Below are 21,733 nucleotides of genomic sequence, written 5' to 3'. Positions count from 1 at the left end.
GGAGGCGCGGGACGCCCGGCGCGTGGCGCGCTGTAAGGTTTCGCACGGTTTCCGTTTGGAGGAGGTGGGTGACACCGGCCCGGCCGGCAGCCCGCCAACCCAACACAGTCCTTCACTTCCATGAACGCCATCGCTCCCACCCTCCCGATCCACCCTCCCAGCCGGCGGGCCTTCCTCACCGGCCTCGGCCTCGGGGCGGCTTCCCTGGCCGGCAGCCCCGCCGCCCTGGCCGTCCCCGCCCGGTATGCTCAGCGGTTCCAGCTCTCCGCCGCGGGCACGGTGGATGACTTCAGCCTGATCTGGCCCCAGCCCGACCTGGCGCCGCTGCCGCCGGGAACACTCTTTCGCATCCGGATCAAGTTCCCGGTCCAGCGCCTGGACATCCTCGAGGCCATGACTTTCCTGGCCCCGGCGGAAGCACCGGACACGCCGGTGTTCGTGGCGACCCTCTTCCATATGCGGGTGGACAAGATCGCGCTGTCCGGGACGCCGGCGCCGAACTTCGGCCTGTTCGGGCAGATCATTGACAACCCGGTGGTGGACAATCCCAACCATTCGCCCTTCGGCGACCTGACCGGCCACGTCACCGTCATCTACGGGCAGTTCGATGCGCCCGGCGACCACACCACCTTCACCCTGCTGGGCGGCGCCTCGGCCGGCAGCCATGCCAGCGCCGTCCGCACGGCGACCGGTTCCCTGCACATCCGCGGGCCCTGGCACTCGTTCTAGAGCGGGTTCAGCAAAACTGTGGCCGCCGGAGGGAGCGTCCGGCGGCCGGCCACGGCCCTGAAGTTTGGCCATTTGACTGGCCAACCGGGGGGGGCCCCAAAGGGGCCAAATGAGATAGCCCAGGGCGACGCCCTGGGGACCCGCAATGTGAAATCATCCGCGCCCTGTAGGGGCGCGACCTGTCCAAACCCACCCCAAACATTCATGGGACAACCAGGCGGTGCCCAGGGGTCAGATCTCTGAATTTGACATTCCCTTCGCCCGCCCGGTCCCGAGCCTGATTTGTCAAATTCAGGGATCTGACCCGGATCGCTTTCGGTGCATCCCGGAGTTGTGGGTGAGGAGGCAGCGAATCGGAGCGCATCGGAGGGACGCGCTCCGCGAGTCCTCAACCCAACGCTCCACACCGTTGTAGCCTCGTGGAACCCGGCCCTCCGAAGCGACGCTATGCGGAGTTCGCACCTCTCCCCACCATTCCGGGATGCGCTGCGCGTAAGCCGATCTTCATGGAGGATGCGGATCCCCGGCGCTTCGTCGGGACGCGGGGCTCATCACGGCGTAGATCGGAGGAGGGCGAGGAGCTCAAGCCAATCCGGTACGACTGGGGGCGGAGGCGACGATGACGGTCGGCAGGATCGCTGAGCGCCTCGGGAAGGGCACGCGGCGAAAGCTGAATCCCCTGCTGTACCGGCGGCGGAGGGCCCGGCAAGAATAGCCATTCTCAAGAGCTGACCACTTTATTACCCCATTGCGTCCTTGCTGCATGAATACGGCTGAGGCGTCGCCGAGGGGCTTCTGCGACCCCTGGCAGGGTCGGGAGGTGGGAGGGCACTCATTCCGGGGGTCGAACCCTTGAAGGCAGGTTCGACCCCCGGCTAATCTCTGGAAACCCTGCGGGTTTCTGAGGCGCCTGCGTGAGGGATTGTGGCGCCCTGGATCGAGGAATGGCGCTGCTCCAGGGATTCGCGGAGCTCGTCCCTCCGGAAGTGAAGCGAGGGGGGGGCAGGCAAATGTCAAATTCAGAGATCTGACCCCGGGGACTTTTCGCAACGGCCTGTGTGCCTTGATCGATACACAGATGTCACAATACATATGGGACGTCCTCATGAACAACACCTACCACGCGGCAGGAATGTCCGCCCTAATCGCCACCATCCTCCTTTCAACTGAAAGGGCATGGCCGGAAGGGATGGCAGTGAGACTGGTCAAGACGGAGCCCTTGGGCGGGCTGAATGTCGAGGGCGCGCCCCACCCTCGATCCTATCAACAGGAGTTGGTGGACGCCCACCTACAGCCTGGAAATGGCATCGAGCACCCGCCACTCCGCGTCCGTCTGGTGTCTGACGCGGACGGACGGTTGATCTGGGTCGGGCCCGAGGCGGCTCTTCTGGCGGAACACCACGGACGGGTTGTCGGCATCCTTGCCCTCCACACCTTCGTCATTATCCCGCAGCTTCTCCACCCATACGGTCCCGGCGAGGCGGAACGGTTGAATGGCGCTGCCATGCAGATCGAGGCGGACCCCGGGCTGGCTGGAGGCCACCCGGATCGGGCCATCGTCCTGGAGCCTGCCCTCGCTTTTGGATTGCAGCGGCTGCATCCGACCTTGGATTCCCGCGGGGTGCCCAATCCACTCCGGCAGGCGTCGATCTCGGCCGATCCCGTTGGCACCCTCAGCCTCAAGGCGGAAAATGCGGTGGGAGATCGGCTTGGGCTCACGCTCGACGGCGGATTCAATGTGATGAGTGCGACGGTGAACGGTGACCCCATTCCACTTATCAGGAATCCGCGGGTGCCACCGGTGGTTTCTTGGGGTGGACCAGTCCCCAAGACTGCTTCGCGGAACGGCCAGGACATCGAGGTCATGACCTGTGCCAAGACGGTGGTGAGGCTCATGGCGGATGGTTCGAAGGAGACTCTGAGTTTGCGGGCTGCGCTATCCCTGGATGGGGCGATCTGGGTGGGACCGTCCGACTGTCGCCTCGGGTTCATCATGGGCGACTTCGTGGGGATGCGGATCACGCCGCGAAAGGTCATCGAGATCCATCGCGGTATCGCACCGGATCCATCTGGCCGCCTTCCGGACCCAATCGACTTCGAGACCCTGCTGATGCAGTGGGAGGACCGGTGCAGGAGCGAGGGCCATCGGCCGACCGTCGAAATCCCCCTGGAAGATCTGTGGACGGATGAGGCCGCCCGGATTGCGACCACACACTGGAGTTCGATCGCTCTGAGGCGCCTGGTGTGCGTGGACGGCGAGCTCACGGCGAGCGTGTGCCTGCTCGACTCTGGGCCGGATGAGATGCTGGTCGCCACCTTCGATGCCGACTTCAGTCCTGTCCGGGTGGGCAAGGTGGGGCGATAGCGGGCGGTGTCGATGCGGCCTTCCACGCCATCCTCGTCGCCCTCGGAAAGCGCTTTCCCACCGACATCCCTCCCGTGCCCCAGCCCAAGGCCGAATCGATCGAGGAACTCGTCCTCGAACCCACCGACCCTAACAAAACTCGGTACCCTCCGGGGTCAGATCTCTGAATTTGACATTCCCTTTGCCCGCCCGATCCCGAGGCTGGTTTGTCGAATTCATGGATCTGACCCGGATCGCGTTTTCTGCCTGGAGACGGGTCAGGAGCGCGCTGCCGCGGCGCCGGAGGCGTAGCTGGTGATCAGGCAGCGGTAGGAGGGCAGGTGGTTCGAGAAGAGGGCGGCGAGTCCATCAACGTCGTTGCGCCAGTCGCGGTGCAGTTCGCAGGCCACGGCGAACCAGGTCATGAGCTGCGCCCCGGCCGCCTGCATCCGGAACCAGGCTGCATCGCGGGTGGTGCGGTTGAAGGTTCCGGAGGCGTCGGTGACGACGAAGACCTCGTAACCCTCCTCCAAGGCGGAGAGGGCGGGGAACGCCACGCAGACCTCGGTGACGATGCCGGCGATGAGGAGCTGGCGTTTGCCGGTGGCCTTGACGGCCTTGACGAAGTCCTCGTTGTCCCAGGCGTTGATGTTGCCGGGGCGGGCGATGTAGGGGGCGTCCGGGAAGAGGGCTTTGAGTTCGGGGACCAAAGGCCCGTTGGGACCCTGTTCGAAGCTGGTGGTGAGAATGGTCGGGAGTTTGAAGTACCTGGCACAGTCGGCGAGCGCGAGGACGTTGTTCTTGAAGTCGTCCGGGGAGAAGTCGTGGACGAGGTTGGTCAGGCCGGACTGATGATCCACCAGCAGGACGGCGACGTTGTTCTTGTCGAGGCGACGGTATTGATAGGCGTTCATGGGATTGGGTCTGGACCCGCCGGGATGGCTGGGACCCATCGACCGTAGTTTTCGGGGGCCCGGATGGGCAGTGCCAATTTTCTGGTCTGAGCATGCCGGGACGGAATGGCCCCGGGGGCTCCCGGGGTTCGTCGCCTCGGAGGTGGACAAAGGGGAGGCGGCTTCGCGAGATTGGCCGGCGCGACGGATGAGCAAGAAGCAGAAAGCCTACGCGGCGGCGGGAGTGGACATCGACCTTGGGAACCGGGTGAAGAGCACGCTGCCGGCGTTGCTCGCCTCGACGCACCGGCGTGAAGTCCTGGGCAAGGTCGGCGGCTTCGGCGGGTTGTTTGCCCTGGACCTCAAGCGGCATCGCGAACCGGTGCTGGTCGCGTCGGTGGACGGCGTGGGGACCAAGCTCAAGGTCGCCTTTGCGATGGGCCGTCACGACACCATCGGCGAGGATCTGGTCAACCATTGTGTCAACGACATCGCCGTGCTGGGGGCGGAGCCGCTCTTCTTCCTGGATTACCTCGGAACCGGGAAGCTCGAACCTGAGGTGTTCACGGAGATCCTCCGCGGCTTCGCACGCGGTTGCGCAGCCAACGGGTGCGCCTTGATCGGGGGCGAGACGGCCCAGATGCCGGGATTCTACCGGGAGGGCGAGTACGACGTCAGCGGAACCATCGTGGGCGTGGTGGACCGTTCGCAGATGCTGGACGGTCCGAAGAACGTGCGGCGCGGGGATGTCGTCCTGGGCATCGCCTCGAACGGGCTGCACACCAACGGGTATTCCCTGGCCCGCCGCATCCTGTTCGACCGGCTGAAGCTGAAGCTGAGTTCCCGGGTGGCTGAGATCGGGACCACCGTCGGCGAGGAGCTGCTGAAAGTTCATGTCACCTACGGTCCGCTGATCCAGGCCCTGCTGCGTGCCCCGGGACGTGGGACGGGCAGGACGGTGTCCCCGGGAATCCGGGCGCTGGCGCACATCACGGGCGGGGGCTTCATCGACAATCTGCCACGGGTCCTGCCGAAGACCTGCGATGTGCGGATCCGGAAGGGGAGTTGGGAGATGCCGGGAATTTTCCGGTTGCTGGAGGAGCGGGGAGGCGTCGAGGAGGGGGAACTCTACCAGGTCTTCAACATGGGCATCGGGATGGTCGCGCTGGTTGACGGGGAATCTGCCGACGGACTGCTCCGCCGCATCCGCCGGCGTGGGCACGCGGCCTGGGCCATCGGCGAGGTGGTCCGCGGAACGGGCCGGGTGCGGTTGGACTGACGGGGCGGGCGAAGGCGCCGGGGAGGCCGGGTGCCGGTTCATGGGGGCATTTGGAGCGGGGCGGACGATGACGGTGGTTGGAATGTAAAAGTAGTGATTTGACCCCATTGCCCCATGGCCGACTCGCTCCTCGTTCCCGTGGTCCTCTTTGCCTACCTCGCCGTCCAGCTTGGGATCGGCGTCTGGGCTGCCCGGCGCGTGCACAGTGAGGCCGATTACCTTGTGGCGGGGCGGAGTCTCGGGCCGCTGCTCGCCACCTTCTCCCTGTTTGCGACCTGGTTCGGGGCCGAGACGGTGATGGGGGCGTCGGCGGCGATTGCGGAAGAGGGGCTGTCCGGCGGGCGGGCCGATCCGTTCGGCTACACGCTTTGTCTGGTGCTCATGGCCGTGTTGCTTGCGGGGCGGCTGCGCGAGCGCGAGTACGTGACCCTCGGCGATTTCTTCCGCCAGCGCTTCGGGCCGAAGGTCGAGAAGGGCGCCGTTGCGATCATGGTGCCCACGTCGTTGATCTGGGCGGCGGCGCAGTTGCTGGCCTTCGCGCAGGTGATCGCGGTGATTTCCGGGGTGGACACGACGCTCGCGCTGGTCGGCGCGACAACGCTCGTGATCCTCTACACGGTTCTTGGCGGACTGATGGGGGACGTGGTGACCGACGTGGTGCAGGGCGGGATCCTCATCGTCGGGCTTGTCGTCCTGCTGGTCGGGGTGTTCGAGGCGGCAGGGGGGCCGGCGGCGGCGCTGGCGCGCATCGAGGCGTCGCAGCTCCGGTTGGTCGCTCCGGGCGAGAGCTTCTGGGCGCGGCTGGATCTATGGGCGGTTCCGGTGCTGGGATCGCTTGTGTCGCAGGAAGCCCTGGCGCGCATGATGGCTGCACGATCCCCGGCCGTAGCCCGGCGCAGCAGCTATGCGGCCAGCCTGTTGTACCTGGCGGTCGGTGCCATCCCGGTGACGATCGCGCTCGTCGGCACGCACCTCGCGCCCGAGATCGGGCACCGCGACGAATTTCTGCCGACGCTCGCCAGGATGGTCCTGCATCCGATGGCCTTCGCGCTCCTGATGGGCGCGCTGGTGTCGGCGATTCTGTCCACGGTGGACTCGACGTTGCTGACCGTCGCCTCGTTCGTGTCGCACACTTTCGTCGTGCCGGCCCGGCCTTCGATGGACGAAGCCGGGAAGGTGCGCGTGAGCCGCGCCATGGTCGTCGTCGCCGGCATTGCCGCCGCGCTGATCGCACGTGAGGGCGACAGTATCTTCGATCTCGTGGTTTTCGCGTCGTCGTTCGGGACGGCAGGGATCCTGATCACCGTCGTGGTCGGTCTGTGGAGCCGGTGGGGCGGACCGGTCACCGCCGGTGCGACCTTGATTGTGGGCGCGGGCGTGACCCTTGCCGCGAGCCGCATCGAGGCGGTGTCGGCTCCCTTCCTGCTCGCGGTGGTCTGCGCGGCGATCACGTACGGGATCGTCGGCGCGTGGGAACGCACGCGCCTGAGGCCTGAGACCTGAGACCTGAGACCTGAGGCCTGAGACCTGAGACCTGAGACCTGAGACCTGAAACCTGAGGCCTGAGGCCTGAGGCCTGAGGCCTGAGGCCTGGTTTCTACGCGGAAGGGGAGGTTCGGGCGGCGCTCGAAGAGGTGTGCCTGCGGGTTCGAGGACGGGGACGAGTGCCGCCCTTCGAGCTGTACGAGTCCCCACGAAGGGTGGCTTGGGCGAGTTCCACGAGGCCGCAACGGTGTGGGGCGTTGGGTTGAGGATTCGCGGAGCCCGTCCCTCCGAGTCGCTGCCGCCTCACCCACACCCCGGGGATGCACCGGGGCGGTGGTGACCGGGTCTGACTGCCTTGACCGATCCGGTGTGGCGTCGGCACAGTCTTGGGGATCCTGCGAAGCCAGACGTCCCTGGGAGTTCCGGGTCGTCGATTCGAATTTGCCACGATGCTGTATTGCCTGCGTTCCCTCCGATGGGCCGTCCTCTTGCCCGCCCTGGTCTCCGCACAATCCTCCCCGCCCATCGTGGCGCTGCGCGAGGCGCCCGGTTCCGACCGGATCGAACTGCGCTGGCGCGATGCCGACGGCATTTGGGCGGTGGAGCAGGCGGCACAACTGAATCCGCCGGTTGCCTGGGTTCCGGCTTCCGGGACGGTCCAGGTCGATGGGGCGGACCGTGTGCTGGCGGTGGTGGCGACGGAGCTGGCGCGGTTCTACCGGTTGGGGCTGACAGGGACGCAGCTCACCCAACTCGTCGAGTCCTCGCCGCTGGCGGGGGAGAGTGGCGTGGCGCCGACCCGGCCGACGATCCTCCGATTCAACGCACCTCTTGGGGCGGATGTCCCGCGGGTTCCCGGGATCGTCACCGTGACGGCGGGGGGGCGGCCGATTCTGAGCCGGCTGGATTTGTCGTCGGACCGGCGAACGCTGACGGCATTTCATCTGGAGCCACTCCCCTCGAACACGCGGGTCACCACGCGCATCGACGGTTTTCGACTGACCGACGCGGCGGGGAACCTGGTGGCTCTCCGGGGCGACGGGATGGTTGGAGGCGTGCTGGACCTGACCTTTACGACGCTCAATTCCACGCCGGTGGGAGACACGGCGATCGTGGGCTGGGTGCTCGATTCGGAGCCGAATCCCAACGGCACGGACCGCCCGCTGGCGGGGGTGACGATCACGGTGGACGGGCGTGAGGAATTGCTTCGTGCGGTCACCGACGCCCAGGGTTTCTTCCGGCTTCAACCCGCGCCCTCTGGGCGCTTCTTCGTGCATGTGGATGGGAGGACGGCGGTGGGCAGCGGGTGGCCCGATGGCGACTACTACCCGTTGGTCGGCAAGGCCTGGGAGACGATCCCGGGCGTGATCACCAACATCGCCAATCACACGGGGCGCATCCATCTGCCGCGGGTGCGTGCCGGCTCGTTGCAGCCGGTCAGCGCCACCTTGGACACCCGGGTGGGGTTTCCACAGGCGATCCTCGATGCCAACCCGGCCTTTGCCGGGGTCGAGGTGCGCGTGCCTCCCAATGGATTGTTTGCCGATGACGGCACGCGCGGGGGGCGCGTCGGGCTGGCGCCTGTTCCTCCGGACCGCCTGCCTGAGCCGCTTCCGCCGGGGCTTGAATTCCCGCTGGTCATCACCATCCAGACCGACGGCCCCCTGAACTTCGATCAACCGGTTCCCATCCGTTTCCCCAACACGCCAGACCCGGTCACGGGCCAGCCGTTGCCGGCGGGGTCGCCAGCCGCGCTGTGGAGTTTCAATCACCAGACCGGCCGCTGGGAACTGCAAGGCGGCATGACCGTGACGGCCGACGGTCAATACGTTGAATCCGATCCCGGTGTCGGGGTGCGTCAGCCGGGCTGGCACGGATTCAACACGGGCGGACAGGGTACGGGACCCCGGCGCCGTCGCGACGGGGGCGACAACGAGGATGGCAGGGACCCTTCGGAGGACGGACCGGACGGCGAACAGAAGGATGACGAGCGCTGCCACACGGAATCGACGCTCACGGTCCACGCGGCGACGGATCTGCTCGGCGACACCGCCCTGCTGTTGTCCGGGGCCTCTTCCGTTCCGATTCTCGGCTGCGCGCTGGGGTTTGGCCTCGGTCCGCTGCGCACCGCGCGCGACTGCGTCGAACTCAACAATTCCGGCGCCTGTGTCTCGACCGCGGTCAACAATGTCATCGGGGCGGGACTGGGCTGCATTCCGGTGGTCGGCTCGGTGCTCAGCGTGGGCTGGGGCGCCAAGGGGCTGATCGATGCCGGCTTCAACTGGTATGACTGCACCCAGAACTTCCCGCTCGGAAGTCCGCTGACGCTTGCCGGCGGCGCCTCTCTCGGGAGCCGGAGCGTGCACGCCGTTCTCGAGGAGGCCATTGGTTACCTGGAGGACCAGGTTGAGTTGAGCGAGGCCGCCCGGCATCTGCTTCGGGCGGTGGGTGGCACGGCGGCGTGGGAGGACACCGCGTCGATCGAGGATGCCCGTCTTTACCAGATCTTCTTCGAGCAGCTCCTCGAAGCGGTGAACCCGGCCGGACCCGGAGGTCCGACCGTGACCGCGACGGAGCGTGCCGCCCTGCTGGCTCTTGAACATCCGGAGCGGGTCAGGGCCGCCGATGTGGAGACGGCCATCGCCCGGGCCGAAGCCATGGCCCGCGACGGGCTCGATGCGCATCCGGAATTGAAGGAGGAGATCCGCGATGCGCTGGGCGGCTTTGTGTCCGTGGCCGCGTCGCTCGAGGGCCAGGGCTGGACCCATTACCTGTATGGGCTGGAGCGGGCGATCCTGCTCCTCTCCTCCATCACCGAGGGCGGTTATCTCCCGCGCGTGCGGACCGGGGCCGCCTCCGCCACCCCGCTGCGCACCCACGCGCCGGGCGCTGGTCCGGCCTCCGTCACGGCGGGTGCGCCCGTTCCCGACGTGCGCCTGTACCGGCTTCCCGAGCGGGCGTTGCACTACGAGATTCACAATCTCGAGACCGGCTTTTCGCTCCGCGGCCGGTTGAGCGACACCGGCGTGTTCACGGGTGTCTTTCTGGCTCCGAACACCCTTTATCGCGTCGGGTATCTCGATCCCCAGACCCTCCGGTACGGCTTCGCCTATTTCCGCTCCGAGCCGACCGGAACCCGGACCCTCATTCCCGGAGCGGTTCTGATTGAGACTTCCGGACGCGACACGGACGGCGACGGGCTGGCGGACGTTGCGGAACAGATCGCCGGCACGGACCCGTTCAATCCGGACACGGACGGCGACGGCATTCCTGACGGCGCCGAGATTCGTGCCGGGACGAATCCGCTGGGCGACACGCCGGCGGTCACGGGCGTGATCGCCTCGGCGGAGACCGGCGGGACGACGATCGCGGTGGCTGTGGACAGCGACCTGGCGGTGGTGGCCGGCACCGCCGGACTGACGGTGTTCAACGTTGCGGATCCGCTGGCGCCGACGGAGGTGTCCCGCGTTCCGCTGACCGGCGCGCGTGCGGTGGTGCTGGCGGGGCGGACGGCCGTGGTGGGCCTGGCGAACGCGGCGGTGATCCTTGACCTGACGGAGCCGTCCCAACCGATCGAGGTGGCGCGTCACACGGGCTCCAGCGCGCACGCACTGGCCATTGCGCCGCCGGTGGCCTTCTTCGGTTCAGGGAACAATCTCCGGGCCGCGTGGCTTGCCAGCGATGAACGGATCGGCGAATGGGCCCAGGGCGCCTCGATTCATGATCTCGCGGTGGTCGGGACCCGGCTTTATGTGCTGACCGACCGGGACCTTCGTATCTTCCGCTGGCAGAACCTCGAACTGGCCGAACTGTCGCGCCTCAATGTGGCGGGTGCGACGGCGCCCCTCGAGCAGGGGCGGAAGCTGTTCGTCGGGGGCGACCGCGCCTATGTGGGGTACTTCACGGGGTTCCGGATCTATGATGTGTCCAACGCCTCGTCGCCGGTGCTGCGGGCGGAACCTCCGGCCACGCAACTCGCGATCCACTCGCTTGCGGACAACGGCTCGGGGATTCTGGCGGCCACCACGAGTTTCGGCGGGACCGGCACGCTGGCCCTTTCGCTGTACGACGTGGCTTCAGGAAATTCCACGACCAATTTCCTCACCTCCCTTCCCACTACCGGGACACCCCGGGCCGCTGTGCTGTACCAGGGTCTTGCCTATGTCGCGGACGGCAACCAGGGGCTGCAGGTGGTCCGTTATCTGCCTCCGGATTTCGCCCGACTCGCGCCCACGATCGCCTTCGGGGAACCGTTCGCCGCGGCGGCGCCGGAGATCGAGGCCGGTTCCCTGGTACGGGTGCCCTTGGTCACGACGGACGACATCCAGGTGCGGCACGTGGAGTTGTACCTGGATGGAGCCATGGTCTCCCGGTCCGGCGTGTTTCCGTTCCAACCCCTTCTCAGGGGTCCCGTCTGGTCGCCGTCCCGAACGACGGTGCGCCTGCGGGGCCGGGCCATCGACACGGGCGGCAACGAGGCATGGACGCCGGAGCTTGTGCTGCCACTGGTTGCCGACGCGACGCCGCCCCGGCTTCGGAACGTGTTTCCGGCGGCCAATTCCCAGTCGGATCCCACCGACGTGACCGCGGTGGGGGCGCGGTTCAGCGAGCCCATGAACCTGACCAGCCTGACGGGCGGAGGGTTCCGCCTGGTGGAGGCCGGACCCGACCGGACGCTTGGCACGGCGGACGACGTGGTGGTTGCCGCCACGCCCCACTACGACGCGAACTCGGACACCTTCAGTCTGCGCCGGACGCCGGCATTCCCGCCGGGTCGCTACCGTGCGGCCCTCAGCACGCAGGTCACGGATCTCAACGGCCTACCGCTTGGGTCGGAGCATTCCTGGGATTTCCAGGTGCGGGCCCCCCGGGTTCTGTCCCTGGGTTCCGGTGGGGGCACCACGCATTCCCCCGGGCAGCCGGCTCTCATCGAGGCCCGGTTTTCCCTGCCCATGTCGCTGGCTTCCCTGCGCGATGGCGGATTCGAACTGGTGGCCGCCGGTCCGGACGACCGGTTCGACACGCCCGATGACATCCCTTTCAGCGTGGCTGCGGTGCAGTTTTCGGTGGCCGACCAGCACATGACGTTCGTGCCTGGGCCGCCCCTGCCGAGCGGACGGTACCGGGCCCGGATCACCTTCGAGGCACGCGATGTCCTGGGCAATCCGGTCGAGGCCGAGTCCACGCACACCTTCCAGGTCTCTCCTCCCCGCATCCAGTCGGTCGTTCCCCCGAACGGTCATGTCCGCCAGCCCGGACGCCTTACCGCGGTGGAGGTGACGTTTCTGGACCCGATGGATCCGGCCACCCTGTCCTCGAGTGTCACGCTGACGTTCGATGATGGTTCGCCCGCTCCGGCGGCGTCGCTGGGCTACAACGCGGAACTGCGCACGGCCAGCCTGGTCCATGCCGCCCCGCTGCCCGCCGGGGAGTACGTCTTCACCGTGGGAACGGGGGTCCGGGACATTTATGGCAACGCCCTCGCCTCCGCGGTGACCTCGCGATTCACGGTGCGCGACGGGGTTCAGTGGGGTGTCGATGCGGACGGACTTTGGGACGAAGCGGCCCGGTGGGTGCCCTCGGCGCCACGACCCGGGGATGTCGTGACGATCGACCGGCCGGCGGGCCTTTTCACGATCCAGCATGCCCGCAACAACACCTTCCTGACGCGCCTGACCAGTGCCGAGCATCTGGCGTTGACGGGCGGAAGTCTCACCCTGCTGGAACCGTCCACCTTCTCGGGCCCTTTCACGATCCGGAACGCGACGCTCTCCAATCTCACCACCCTGACGATCACGGCTCCGGTGCAGTTGACCAACGCGGCGCGCGTGCGCGGCTCGGGAGTGCTGGACCTTCGCGGTCCGGTGCACATCGACCGAGGGCCCACGGGTTCGGGCATCGAGGTGGCAGATCAAACGGTCATGCTCTCCGGGCCGGTCGAATGGCGGTCCGGAAGTATCGGCCTCGGGGCGGTGACCTCTGCCGCGACTCATTGGATCGTTGAGCCGGGGGCGGTGTGGGACATGGCCGCCTCCGGTCCGGGCATGTCCTGGGCCGGTTCCGGCGGGCGCACCAGCCTTCGCAACCGGGGGTTGATCCGGTCGCGGGGTGGCACCCAGGAAATCCAGATCACGGGGCTGGTGGTCACCAACGAAGGGCGGTGGCAGGTCGAGTCCGGCACGCTGCTGTTTCGGAACCGGCTCCTCCACTCCGGCGAAATCGACGTCGCGCCCGGGGCCTCGCTCCGGTTCCAGCAGCCCGATCCCAACACCAACATGGTGTTCGCCGCGGGTTCCCGGATCGGAGGGGGCGGCGATGTCTGGTTCTTGAACAGCTTCGACACCGGGATCGATGGCACCTACGCCGTGACGGGCCGCACCACGATCACCAATTCCGCGCGGGTTGCCTTTCGCGGTCCCGTTCAGCTCGGCACCGGAACCTTCGCGCTGGGATTCGGCGCGGCGGAGTTCAGTGCGCCCACCGAGCCGTTTTCGGGCCCCGTGGTGCTGGCGGGTGGGACCATGACCTTCCAGCATCCCGCCACGTTTCACGACCTGGCCTTCTCGAGTGGCACCCTGGACGGCCCGGCGGATCTGTCCGCGACGGCGCCCCTGATGCTGGGCCGGGCGGGCATGAACTTCAGCGTCACCTTCGCCGGCGGGGGGGTGTTCCGCGCCTTGGAAGGGGTCGAGATTCCGATGCGGCTGACACTGGCCGGAAGCCGGGTTCTCGAATTGCATGGCGCCAGCCGCTGGAACTCGGCGCAGGGGGCGGGCTTGTCGATCAGTCTTGAGAACAACGCCGTGCTCCGGGTCACACCGCAGGGTCGGTTCGATTGGACCTCACCCAATCCGATCCTGGGAATGGGCTCGGGCCGGTTCGAGAACGAAGGCCTGCTCCATGTCCGGGTGCCGGACCAGCGTGTGCGGCTGGCCGTTCCGTTTCAGCAGACGGGCGAACTTCGTGTCGAGGCCGGCACGTTCGCGCTCGAGCGCGATTCGGCGATTGGGGGGACGGTGCAGATCGATTCCGGGGCCGCCCTCCAGCTTGCGGCGGGAGCCTCTGCCACGGCGCATCGCCTGCCGGCGTCGATCCAGGGCGCCGGCACCCTCCATGTGTTCGGCGGCTCGAACCGGATTTCGGGCGCGCTGAATGTCGCCACCCTCGTGGTCACCAACCCCGCCACCCGCCTGCATCTCGACACCGATGGCGCGGTCCAGGAACTCGCCCTGGTCAATGGCCGGCTGGAACTGAACGGCACCCTGACCACCAGCGGGGCGACCTCGCGGTTGAGCGGTACCGACGCCCGCCTCGAGGGGCCGGGTGTGCTCCTCAACGTGGGGACCCTCAGCCGTGGCGCCTTGTGGAGCGCGGCGCGGATCGAGAATGCGGGGCTGTTCCTGCAGGTCGGTACCGCCCGGCCCCGGATGGGCGGCCTGTTCCAGAACCTCCCGGGCGGGACCTACTCCATTACCAACGCCTCCGGTACCCTGGCTGGCGTGCCCGTTCCGCCTCCCGGCCAGTTCGACAACCAGGGGCTCTTCCTGAAGTCCTCGACGGCCAACGCCACGCTGCCGACGGCCATCACCAACCGGGGAACCCTGCGCATTGAGGGCGGACGCCTCACCTTCACCGAATCCCTGCATCAAACCTCCGAAGGCACGCTCGCCGTCGAGATCGGCGGGACCACCGCGGGCTCCGGGCACGGCCAATGCACGGTCAATGGCACCGCCACCCTGGACGGAACCCTGCCACTGGAGTTCCGCGAGGGCTACATTCCCGCGCTGGGAGACACCTTCGCCATCCTGACGGCCGACCGCATCCAAGGCACCCTCACCTCGGCCCCGCCCGTCCGCCTGCCGCCGCATCTGCGGCTGACGCTCACCCACAGTCCGTCCGCCGTCACCGCCCGCATTGTCGATGCCGCAAGCGCGCCATGATGGGGGAGCGGTGCATCCCCCAGTTGTCGGTGAGGCGGCAGCCAATCGGAGGGACGAGCTCCGCGAGTCCGCATTCCAACGCAACCCATCGTTGCGGCCTCCTGGAACTCGGCCCTCCGAGGCGACGCCTCGCGAAGTTCGCGCCTCTACCCACAACTCCGGGATGCACGGATGGGGGAAAGTCGAGGCGGAATCCGGACGGCCATGGACGTGTCTTCGCCGCGGAGGGCCGGGCATTTGCGGCGGAGGGCCGGGCATTCGCGGCGGAGGGCCGGGCATTCGCGGCGGTTCGCGTCCATGCATGGGAGAGCCGGTGCCCGCCTGGCGTCCGTCCGGGACACCGGCCGGTCGCCCTTCCTGGCACCTGCCCTGGTTCGAGGCTGTAACGCCAACCCCGTTGCCATCGTCTTGCCCCGACACGTTTCCCGACAATGACCATGAATCCCCGCTTCCTTCCCACCCTCGCGATCCTCGCGATCGGCATCCGCATGGGCGCCCCCGATCTCTCCGCCACCGACTGGCCCCGCTGGCTCGGACCGGACGGCAGCAACCGCACCCGTGACCCCGCCTTCGTGTCCGATCTGTCGAAGTACTCCACCGCGTGGGAGGCGAAGATCGGCCGCGGTTACTCCGCGGTCAGCGTCGCGGAAGGCCGGGCCTTCGTGCTCGGCCACGACGGGCAAGCCGGCGAGACCGTGTACTGCCTCGATGCCGTCACCGGCCGGGAACTCTGGAAGCACACCTACCCCGCCGAACTCTTGCCGCGCATGCACCCCGGCGGTCCCAATGCCACGCCCACCGTGACCGGCAACCGCGTCCTGACGTTGAGCAAGGACGGCCAGTTGTTCTGCCTCGACACCGCCGACGGCACCCGGGTCTGGGAGGTCAACCTGCCGGCCGCGATGGGCGTTGCCGTGCCGCAGTGGGGTTTCGGAAGTTCGCCGGTGGTCAGCGGCCAGCAGGTATGGATCAGCGCTGGCAAGGTCATCGCGCTCGAACTCGCCACCGGCCGGACCGTCTGGGTTTCCACGGAAGCCCATCCTCCCGCCTACGCCTCGCCCGTCCCGTTCGCCTGGAATGGCCGGCCCTTCATCGCCGCCATGAACGGCAGGGGCTTGTCCGTGCTGTCGGCCACGGACGGCGCCGAAATCGCCCATCGCCCGCTCAAGGCGCAGTTCGATCTGCTCGCGCCGACGCCGATCGTGCTCGACCAGGGGAGGCGCATCTTCATCTCGGCCAACGCCAGCTCGGAGCTGCTGACCTTCGACGGCGAGGCGTTGAACCTGGTCTGGGAAACCCGGGAACTGAAGAACGCCCTCAACAACAGCGTGGCCCTGAACGGCACGATCTACGGCATCGACGGCCGGCAGGGCACGCCCAACTGCCGGCTGGTGGCGCTCAACCTCGCCGATGGCCGCGTGCTCTGGACACGGGACAACTTCGGGTACGGCACCACCATCGGGGTCGATGATGTTCTGCTGGCCCTGACGGAAAACGGCGAACTGGTCACCACCCGGCTGTCACCCGCCGCCTATGCCGAACTGGGCCGGACGCAAGTCCTCGGTCGAACCTGCTGGACCAGCCCGACCGTCGCCCACGGCCGCATCTACGCCCGCAACGACCAAGGCAATCTGATCTGCCTGAGTGCTGAATAAGGGCGGGCCTCCGACTCCCGCGGTCCCCTGCCGGTGTTCGTCTCGGCCGCGATAGGAGGATGCGCTGCCCCTGAGAATGCAGATTTCCTTCCGTCACAAAGCTGGGCAGAATCTTGGCCATGGGCAGAATCGTCAATGCTGCGAAGTTCAAGAATCGGTTCTCCGAGCTGCTCGCGCCACAATCTGCCCCAGCCGACACACTCAAATTCGATGTAGTGCCTACTCATCGCTGGCGCGTAGCACGAACGACTGCACAGGCGACGGGGCCAGAGACATCCTCTCCATGACCCGGTCGACAACGGCTGACCTGTGGCACTTAGCACACACTCCGGTGGCGCGGCCGCCAAGGCAGGGCACTTTCACGAGGCGCTTTGGGGAGTCGATGCATTCCTCGCCGTTCTGAACGGTGAGGCGTCAGCGATCCGAATTGAAACTCCCGGAGATGATGGGGCGGAATTTCATCTCGTGCGTGGAGTCGTCCGGGAACACTGGCAAGCTAAGCGGCAGCCGACAAACCGTGATACCTGGTCCATCTGTGCATTGAGGCCCGTATTGCAGTTCTTCTTCGAAAAGTTTCGCGCCGGAGACCAATGCGTATTCGCTTCAGTCTCCGGCTCACCGGAACTGAAAAAGCTTACGGAAAACGCGCGCGCTGCACAGTCGTACACCGAGTTCCAAGGGCACTTCCTCAGATGTGGGCGTGATGCCCAGTTTACAGACCTCAGGGGATATTTGGGTGCGCTCGACGAAGAGGAAGTGTTCAGATTTCTTAGAGCGGTGACGGTAAGGAGCGCCGAAGAGGTGACCCTCGAATTGCAACTGTGCCGCGTTCTTGGCGCGACTTTCGGCGGGCCCGGGCAGACCACAATGGCTGTCCTGCGGGACCTCTATCTCCTCAGCACGCATGAAGTGCTCACGGCGCCCGACATTGAACAACACCTCCGGACTCGCGGCATTACGCGACGGCGTGCGCCCTCTCCAGACGCAACGAACCGCATATTGGCGGTCACGCGATCCTATGTTGCAGGGCAACGCGCAAGACTGATTCGCGGCGCTGCCATACGCCGGGCGGTCGCGGATGACCTTATTGCCCGTATTCAGAACAACTCCGCACCGTTGGGCATCCTCATCACCAGCGCAGCGGGTGGCGGGAAGAGCGCGTGCTTATGCCAAATCGTGGAAGGATTGCAGGCTGCAGATGTGCCGGTGCTCGCCTTCCGGCTCGATGGTGTCGAGCCCGTCACCACGGCCATCGCGCTGGGGGAAAAGCTTGGCCTTGGCGACTCGCCCGCACTGGTGCTCGCGGACAATTATCCAAAGCGGACGGTAGCGCTTGTGGTGGATCAGGTTGACTGCGTGAGCGCCACTTCAGGCCGTCATCCGGACTTCTTTGATGCCATCGCCGCGCTTCGCGACGAAGTGCTCGGCCTTCACTCGCGCGCCAGGATTTACCTCCTGCTGGCCTGCCGCAAGTTTGACTTTGTGCACGACCATCGACTCAAACAGCTCATAGCGAAAGATCAGTCTCCGATTGAACTCAGCGAGTTCACAGCAGACGAGACCAAAGCAGTGCTGGCAAATGATGGCGGTGACCTTTCCAGACTCACCCCCCCTCAGCAGGCCATGCTTCGCCTGCCACAGAATCTTTCGCTCTTCATTGGCGCCGGACTCGCTCGCACGGAGGAGCGTTTCACAACAGCAAAGGAACTCTGTGATGCCTACTGGGATGCCAAGCGAAGAGCCGTGGCGGCACAATCGCAGGAATGGGACGCGCTCTGGTACCGAGCTATCCAGCATCTCGCCACGGCAATGAGCGACCGTCAGGAGCTCTCAGTGCCCGTCACGACAATGGACGCCTTCCCATCGGAAATGCTCCAACGGATGGCATCAGAAGGGGTGCTGACTTGGGATGGCCGCCGCTACGGCTTCGGCCATGAGACACTCTTTGACTATTGTTTTGCGCGCACGCAGCCGCACGGTGGGCGGGAGTTTGTTCGTTTCCTCGAAAGCGACGCGCAACACCTCTTTCGCCGGGCACAGCTCCGCCAAGTGCTGGCGTTCCTCCGTGACGACGATTTTGCGGCGTATCTTGACAGGATCGTTCACCTGCTTCGAAGTGATCTCATTCGTCCGCACCTGAAGTTGCTCACGATCGAACTTGTCGCGGCACATCCCGAACCGAGGGATGAAGAACTCCAGGCACTAATGCCGTGGATTGATTCCGAGATGGCCTGCCGCCGCGCCAGGAAACCTAATCCCGATCGGCTGGCTTCACGGGTATTCGATGCCTTCTTTGCCTCACGAACGTTGTTCACGATTGCCGACCGTCTTGGTTTCCTCGAACTATGGCTGCAATCGGACGAGGCGTGGTTGCTGGATACGATGTGTCGGTATCTGCGCCAGCAAGCTGACCAGCACTCCGAGCGAGTGGCGGAACTCTTGGAGCCATTCGCCACGAAAGGGGGCGAATGGAAGCCAAGGCTGCGCTATATGGTGGAGGGGAGATGCCTTGGCAAGAGCCGCCGCCTTTTCGATCTGTTTCTTAGGCTTCTGGATGACGGAACACTTGATGATGCGAAAGACCGCCTTCCATCCAACGGCACATTCTGGTCTATGCTGCACGGCTTCTCGGATGAACGGCCCGCTTGGTGCGCGGAACTGGCTGCACACTGGCTGGACCGGCGGATTGCTATCGCCAAGTCGACGATGGATCAACATGGGCTAACAGGGGCCCTGCTCGATGACGAGTTTGGCGTCGATCACCTGTTCACGAGTGCGCGAAAGGCACCAGCAGCTTTCCTTGAGCATATCCTGCCCGCAATCATTCGCGCTGCCGAAGCCTTCAGAACTGATGACCATGGAGCGCTCAGTAGCGATTGGGTATGGCCGTCTCGACATTTGATGAGACAACACATCAGCATGTACGAGGCGTTTCTTAGTGCGTGCGAGGAAGCCTTCGAACTCGCCGGCCGGCAGTCTCCCGACGCCTTGCTCCCTTGCATCAGGCAGCTACGGGTTGCAAGACATCGGACGGCCAACTTCTTGCTCATGTGCGCCTACCTATCTTCTTCTCCTGCCGGCTGTGCGGATGAGGTGCTTGGGTTGTTGGCTGCCGAGCCGGAGCGACTCCTCTGTGGGTACTCAGACAGCTGGTTCTGGGTGTCCCGTCAGGTTCTTGAGAAGTTCTCCCCGCATTGCTCCGAGCCAGTCTTTCGCGCCGTGGAAGCAGAGGTTCTGGCCTTCCTGACGCCCCACGAGCGAACAAGGGAAGGGCTTCCCCGTCGGGGCATCTCGGCCTTCAATCTTTTGTCAGCTCTTGCCTCCCATAGGAGGAGCAACGTTGCAAACGCACAGATCGCCGGGTGGCGGACGAAGTTCGGCAAGCCAGACGGCCCGCCAAGAGGCATACAGAGCTACACCGTGGTCTCCCCTATACCGCAAGAGTCCGCACAACACATGACGGACGAGCAATGGCTTGGAGCCATTGCCAAATACAGTTCAGCGGACCGACAGTTCGACATCGAGCATCTCGAACGTGGTGGTGCCCACGAACTTGCTGGGATGCTCCGGAATTTCGTCAAGGAGCAACCCGAACGATTCAGCCGTCTCGCGCTCCGTTTCCCTGAAGACGTTGAACCGAGCTACTTCATGAACGTGCTTTACGGGCTGAAGGAGTCCGCAAGCCCTATGCCTGGCAAGATTGAGGTGGCAAGACGTGTATTCGCTCGGGAAGACAAGGCTTGCTTGTGCGCTGCTCTGGATTTGCTCGGCACGATGGCCGATGCCCGGCTACCCGAGGATGCGATCCAGTTCATTCGGGATGCGGCGCGGCATTCGGATCCGAATGCGGATCTAGCCGATGGTGAGCAGGCTTACTATGGAGGTGATATTCTTCACCATGGCATCAATACCGTGCGCGGGGTTGCAGCACTCACGATTGGCAATCTGATCAAGCATGACTTGCAGTATCTGGCGGACTTTTGTGGCACGATCGACCAGCTAGTGACCGACCCTAGTCTGGCTGTGCGGGCCGTGGTGGCCTCAACCTTGTTCGCCGTTGCCCGAAACGATACGCCGTTGGCGCTGCAACTCATGGAAGCGCTCCTGGATTCGGACGACCGGCTTCTGGGCACAGCCTACGTGGTTCATTTTATTCAGTCGGGACTACGCGAGCACTTTGGTCACTTTGCCGGGACAATTGACCGCATGCTGGGTTCCTCACGCGATGAAGTGAGGAAGCAGGGGGGGACTCTCGCCTGCCTCGCCCGGCTCTATCACAAGGTTGCTGACCCGCTTGCTGAGGTGGCGCTTTCCGGCGACGAACAATGCCGGCTAGGGGCGTGCCAAATCGCAAGTAGAAACCTCCTGCATCCGGAATGCCGTTCGTGGTGTGAACCCGCTTTGGTTCGCCTGTTTGCTGACAGCAGCAAGGCCGTCCGTACCCATGCCGCGACATGTTTCCGCCGCCTTTGGCAATCACCTGACACACCTCTCAGGGACTTCGAGGCCCTGATTCGCAGTTTTCTTGACAGTCCGGCTTTCGCTGAAGAGCCGAGTCTTTTGCTGTACGCCTTGAAGGAGACCAATCGTCGCGTTCCCGAAATCATCCTTGATGTCTGCGAGATCTTTGCCTCCCGCTGCGCTGAAGGGGCCCGGGACATCCGCACGTCACTTGCTGCGGACGAGCAAATCGTTGGCAAGCTTGTCTTTACAGCCTACGCCCAGCTTCAGTCGAAGCCCCTTTATGACCGGGCGCTTGCGCTGATTGACCAGTTGAGTTTGGAGGGATTGCCAAGTGCAAGCACCCATCTTGCCGATCTTGAGCGGTAGCAGGGAAATTCGGCTTCGGGGTCAGATCTCTGAATTTGACATTCTGGTCGGCCGCCCGATCCCGGGCCTGATTTGTCAAATTCACAGATGTGACCCCGACCCCGCCATGGGACAGTGTGGGGTTCGGACGACGCGCGATCACGGGCCCAAAGCCTTCGGGAGCGTCTCGATCGGATCCGATCGCCAGCATCGGACCGTGACGCGGGACTGGTTGTCCATCGGGAATGCCTGGCCCCGGCGCCTTGTATTGACCTCCAACCGTAGAACCGTATCGTGACCCATATGAAGACCACGCTCGATCTTCCGGACGACCTGCTGATCGAGGCCAAGACCCTCGCGGCCCGCCGGAGAACCACCCTCAAGGCGATCGTGGAGAGCGCCCTCCGCCGCGAGATTCGGCCCGCCGCCGAGTTGGAGAACCCCGACCCGGAGAAGTTCGAGGTAGGACCTCTGGGACTCCTCGTCCTCAAGCAACGCCACGGAGAAAAGCCCATGACCTTGGAAGAGATTCGTCGCCTGCAGGAAGAGGGCGACGAGGAGGAGTTCCAGCGGGCCATGAAACTCAGGGGCCAATGATC

General features: G+C 65.4%; 10 protein-coding genes. 8 read left to right on the top strand and 2 right to left on the bottom strand.

The genetic code is table 11. The features are described 5' to 3' along the window. Nucleotides 1–120 precede the first annotated feature (120 nt). A complete protein-coding gene (locus KF833_17515) occupies nt 121–729 on the top strand; it encodes a hypothetical protein (protein ID MBX3747108.1) in 609 nt (202 codons plus the stop codon). Between the two features lie 1,288 nt (nt 730–2,017). Here KF833_17515 and KF833_17510 read toward each other — a convergent pair. Then, nucleotides 2,018–2,329 carry a hypothetical protein gene (locus KF833_17510; protein ID MBX3747107.1) on the bottom strand — a complete coding sequence of 104 codons (312 nt, stop codon included), beginning with the start codon at nt 2,327–2,329 and terminating at the stop codon, nt 2,018–2,020. 264 nt (nt 2,330–2,593) lie between these two features. Here KF833_17510 and KF833_17505 point away from each other — a divergent pair, with 264 nt between their 5' ends. Beyond that, nucleotides 2,594–3,094 (top strand): hypothetical protein, encoded by a 501-nt coding sequence (locus KF833_17505; GenBank protein ID MBX3747106.1) that lies wholly within the window; start codon nt 2,594–2,596, stop codon nt 3,092–3,094. A gap of 257 nt (nt 3,095–3,351) precedes the next feature. Here KF833_17505 and KF833_17500 read toward each other — a convergent pair whose 3' ends face one another. Continuing rightward, nucleotides 3,352–3,987, bottom strand: a complete 636-nt coding sequence (locus KF833_17500) for a hydrolase (GenBank protein MBX3747105.1) — start codon at nt 3,985–3,987, stop codon at nt 3,352–3,354. 187 nt (nt 3,988–4,174) lie between these two features. Between KF833_17500 and purM the strand changes: the two genes are divergently transcribed. The 6 genes from purM to KF833_17470 all read left to right on the top strand — a co-directional run bounded on the left by purM (nt 4,175) and on the right by KF833_17470 (nt 21,731). Continuing rightward, the gene (purM, locus tag KF833_17495; GenBank protein MBX3747104.1) at nt 4,175–5,245 is read left to right on the top strand and encodes a phosphoribosylformylglycinamidine cyclo-ligase; all 1,071 of its coding nucleotides are present in this window, start codon (nt 4,175–4,177) and stop codon (nt 5,243–5,245) included. A gap of 114 nt (nt 5,246–5,359) precedes the next feature. Next, nucleotides 5,360–6,748: a sodium:solute symporter gene (locus KF833_17490; GenBank protein ID MBX3747103.1), complete on the top strand. Its 1,389-nt coding sequence runs from the start codon at nt 5,360–5,362 to the stop codon at nt 6,746–6,748. Nucleotides 6,749–7,179: 431 nt separating this feature from the next. Further along, nucleotides 7,180–14,670, top strand: coding sequence for an Ig-like domain-containing protein (locus tag KF833_17485; protein ID MBX3747102.1), 7,491 nt, complete (start codon nt 7,180–7,182; stop codon nt 14,668–14,670). A gap of 437 nt (nt 14,671–15,107) precedes the next feature. After that, the gene (locus tag KF833_17480; GenBank protein MBX3747101.1) at nt 15,108–16,325 is read left to right on the top strand and encodes a PQQ-binding-like beta-propeller repeat protein; all 1,218 of its coding nucleotides are present in this window, start codon (nt 15,108–15,110) and stop codon (nt 16,323–16,325) included. A gap of 309 nt (nt 16,326–16,634) precedes the next feature. Further along, the gene (locus tag KF833_17475) at nt 16,635–21,155 is read left to right on the top strand and encodes a hypothetical protein (GenBank protein MBX3747100.1); all 4,521 of its coding nucleotides are present in this window, start codon (nt 16,635–16,637) and stop codon (nt 21,153–21,155) included. 282 nt (nt 21,156–21,437) lie between these two features. Beyond that, nucleotides 21,438–21,731 carry a hypothetical protein gene (locus KF833_17470; GenBank protein ID MBX3747099.1) on the top strand — a complete coding sequence of 98 codons (294 nt, stop codon included), beginning with the start codon at nt 21,438–21,440 and terminating at the stop codon, nt 21,729–21,731. The last annotated feature ends 2 nt before the right edge of the window (nt 21,732–21,733 follow it).

The organism is Verrucomicrobiia bacterium (genome assembly GCA_019634625.1).
In the GTDB taxonomy this organism is placed as follows: Bacteria; Verrucomicrobiota; Verrucomicrobiia; order Limisphaerales; family CAIMTB01; genus CAIMTB01.
This window is presented reverse-complemented; position numbering and strand designations above follow the sequence as displayed.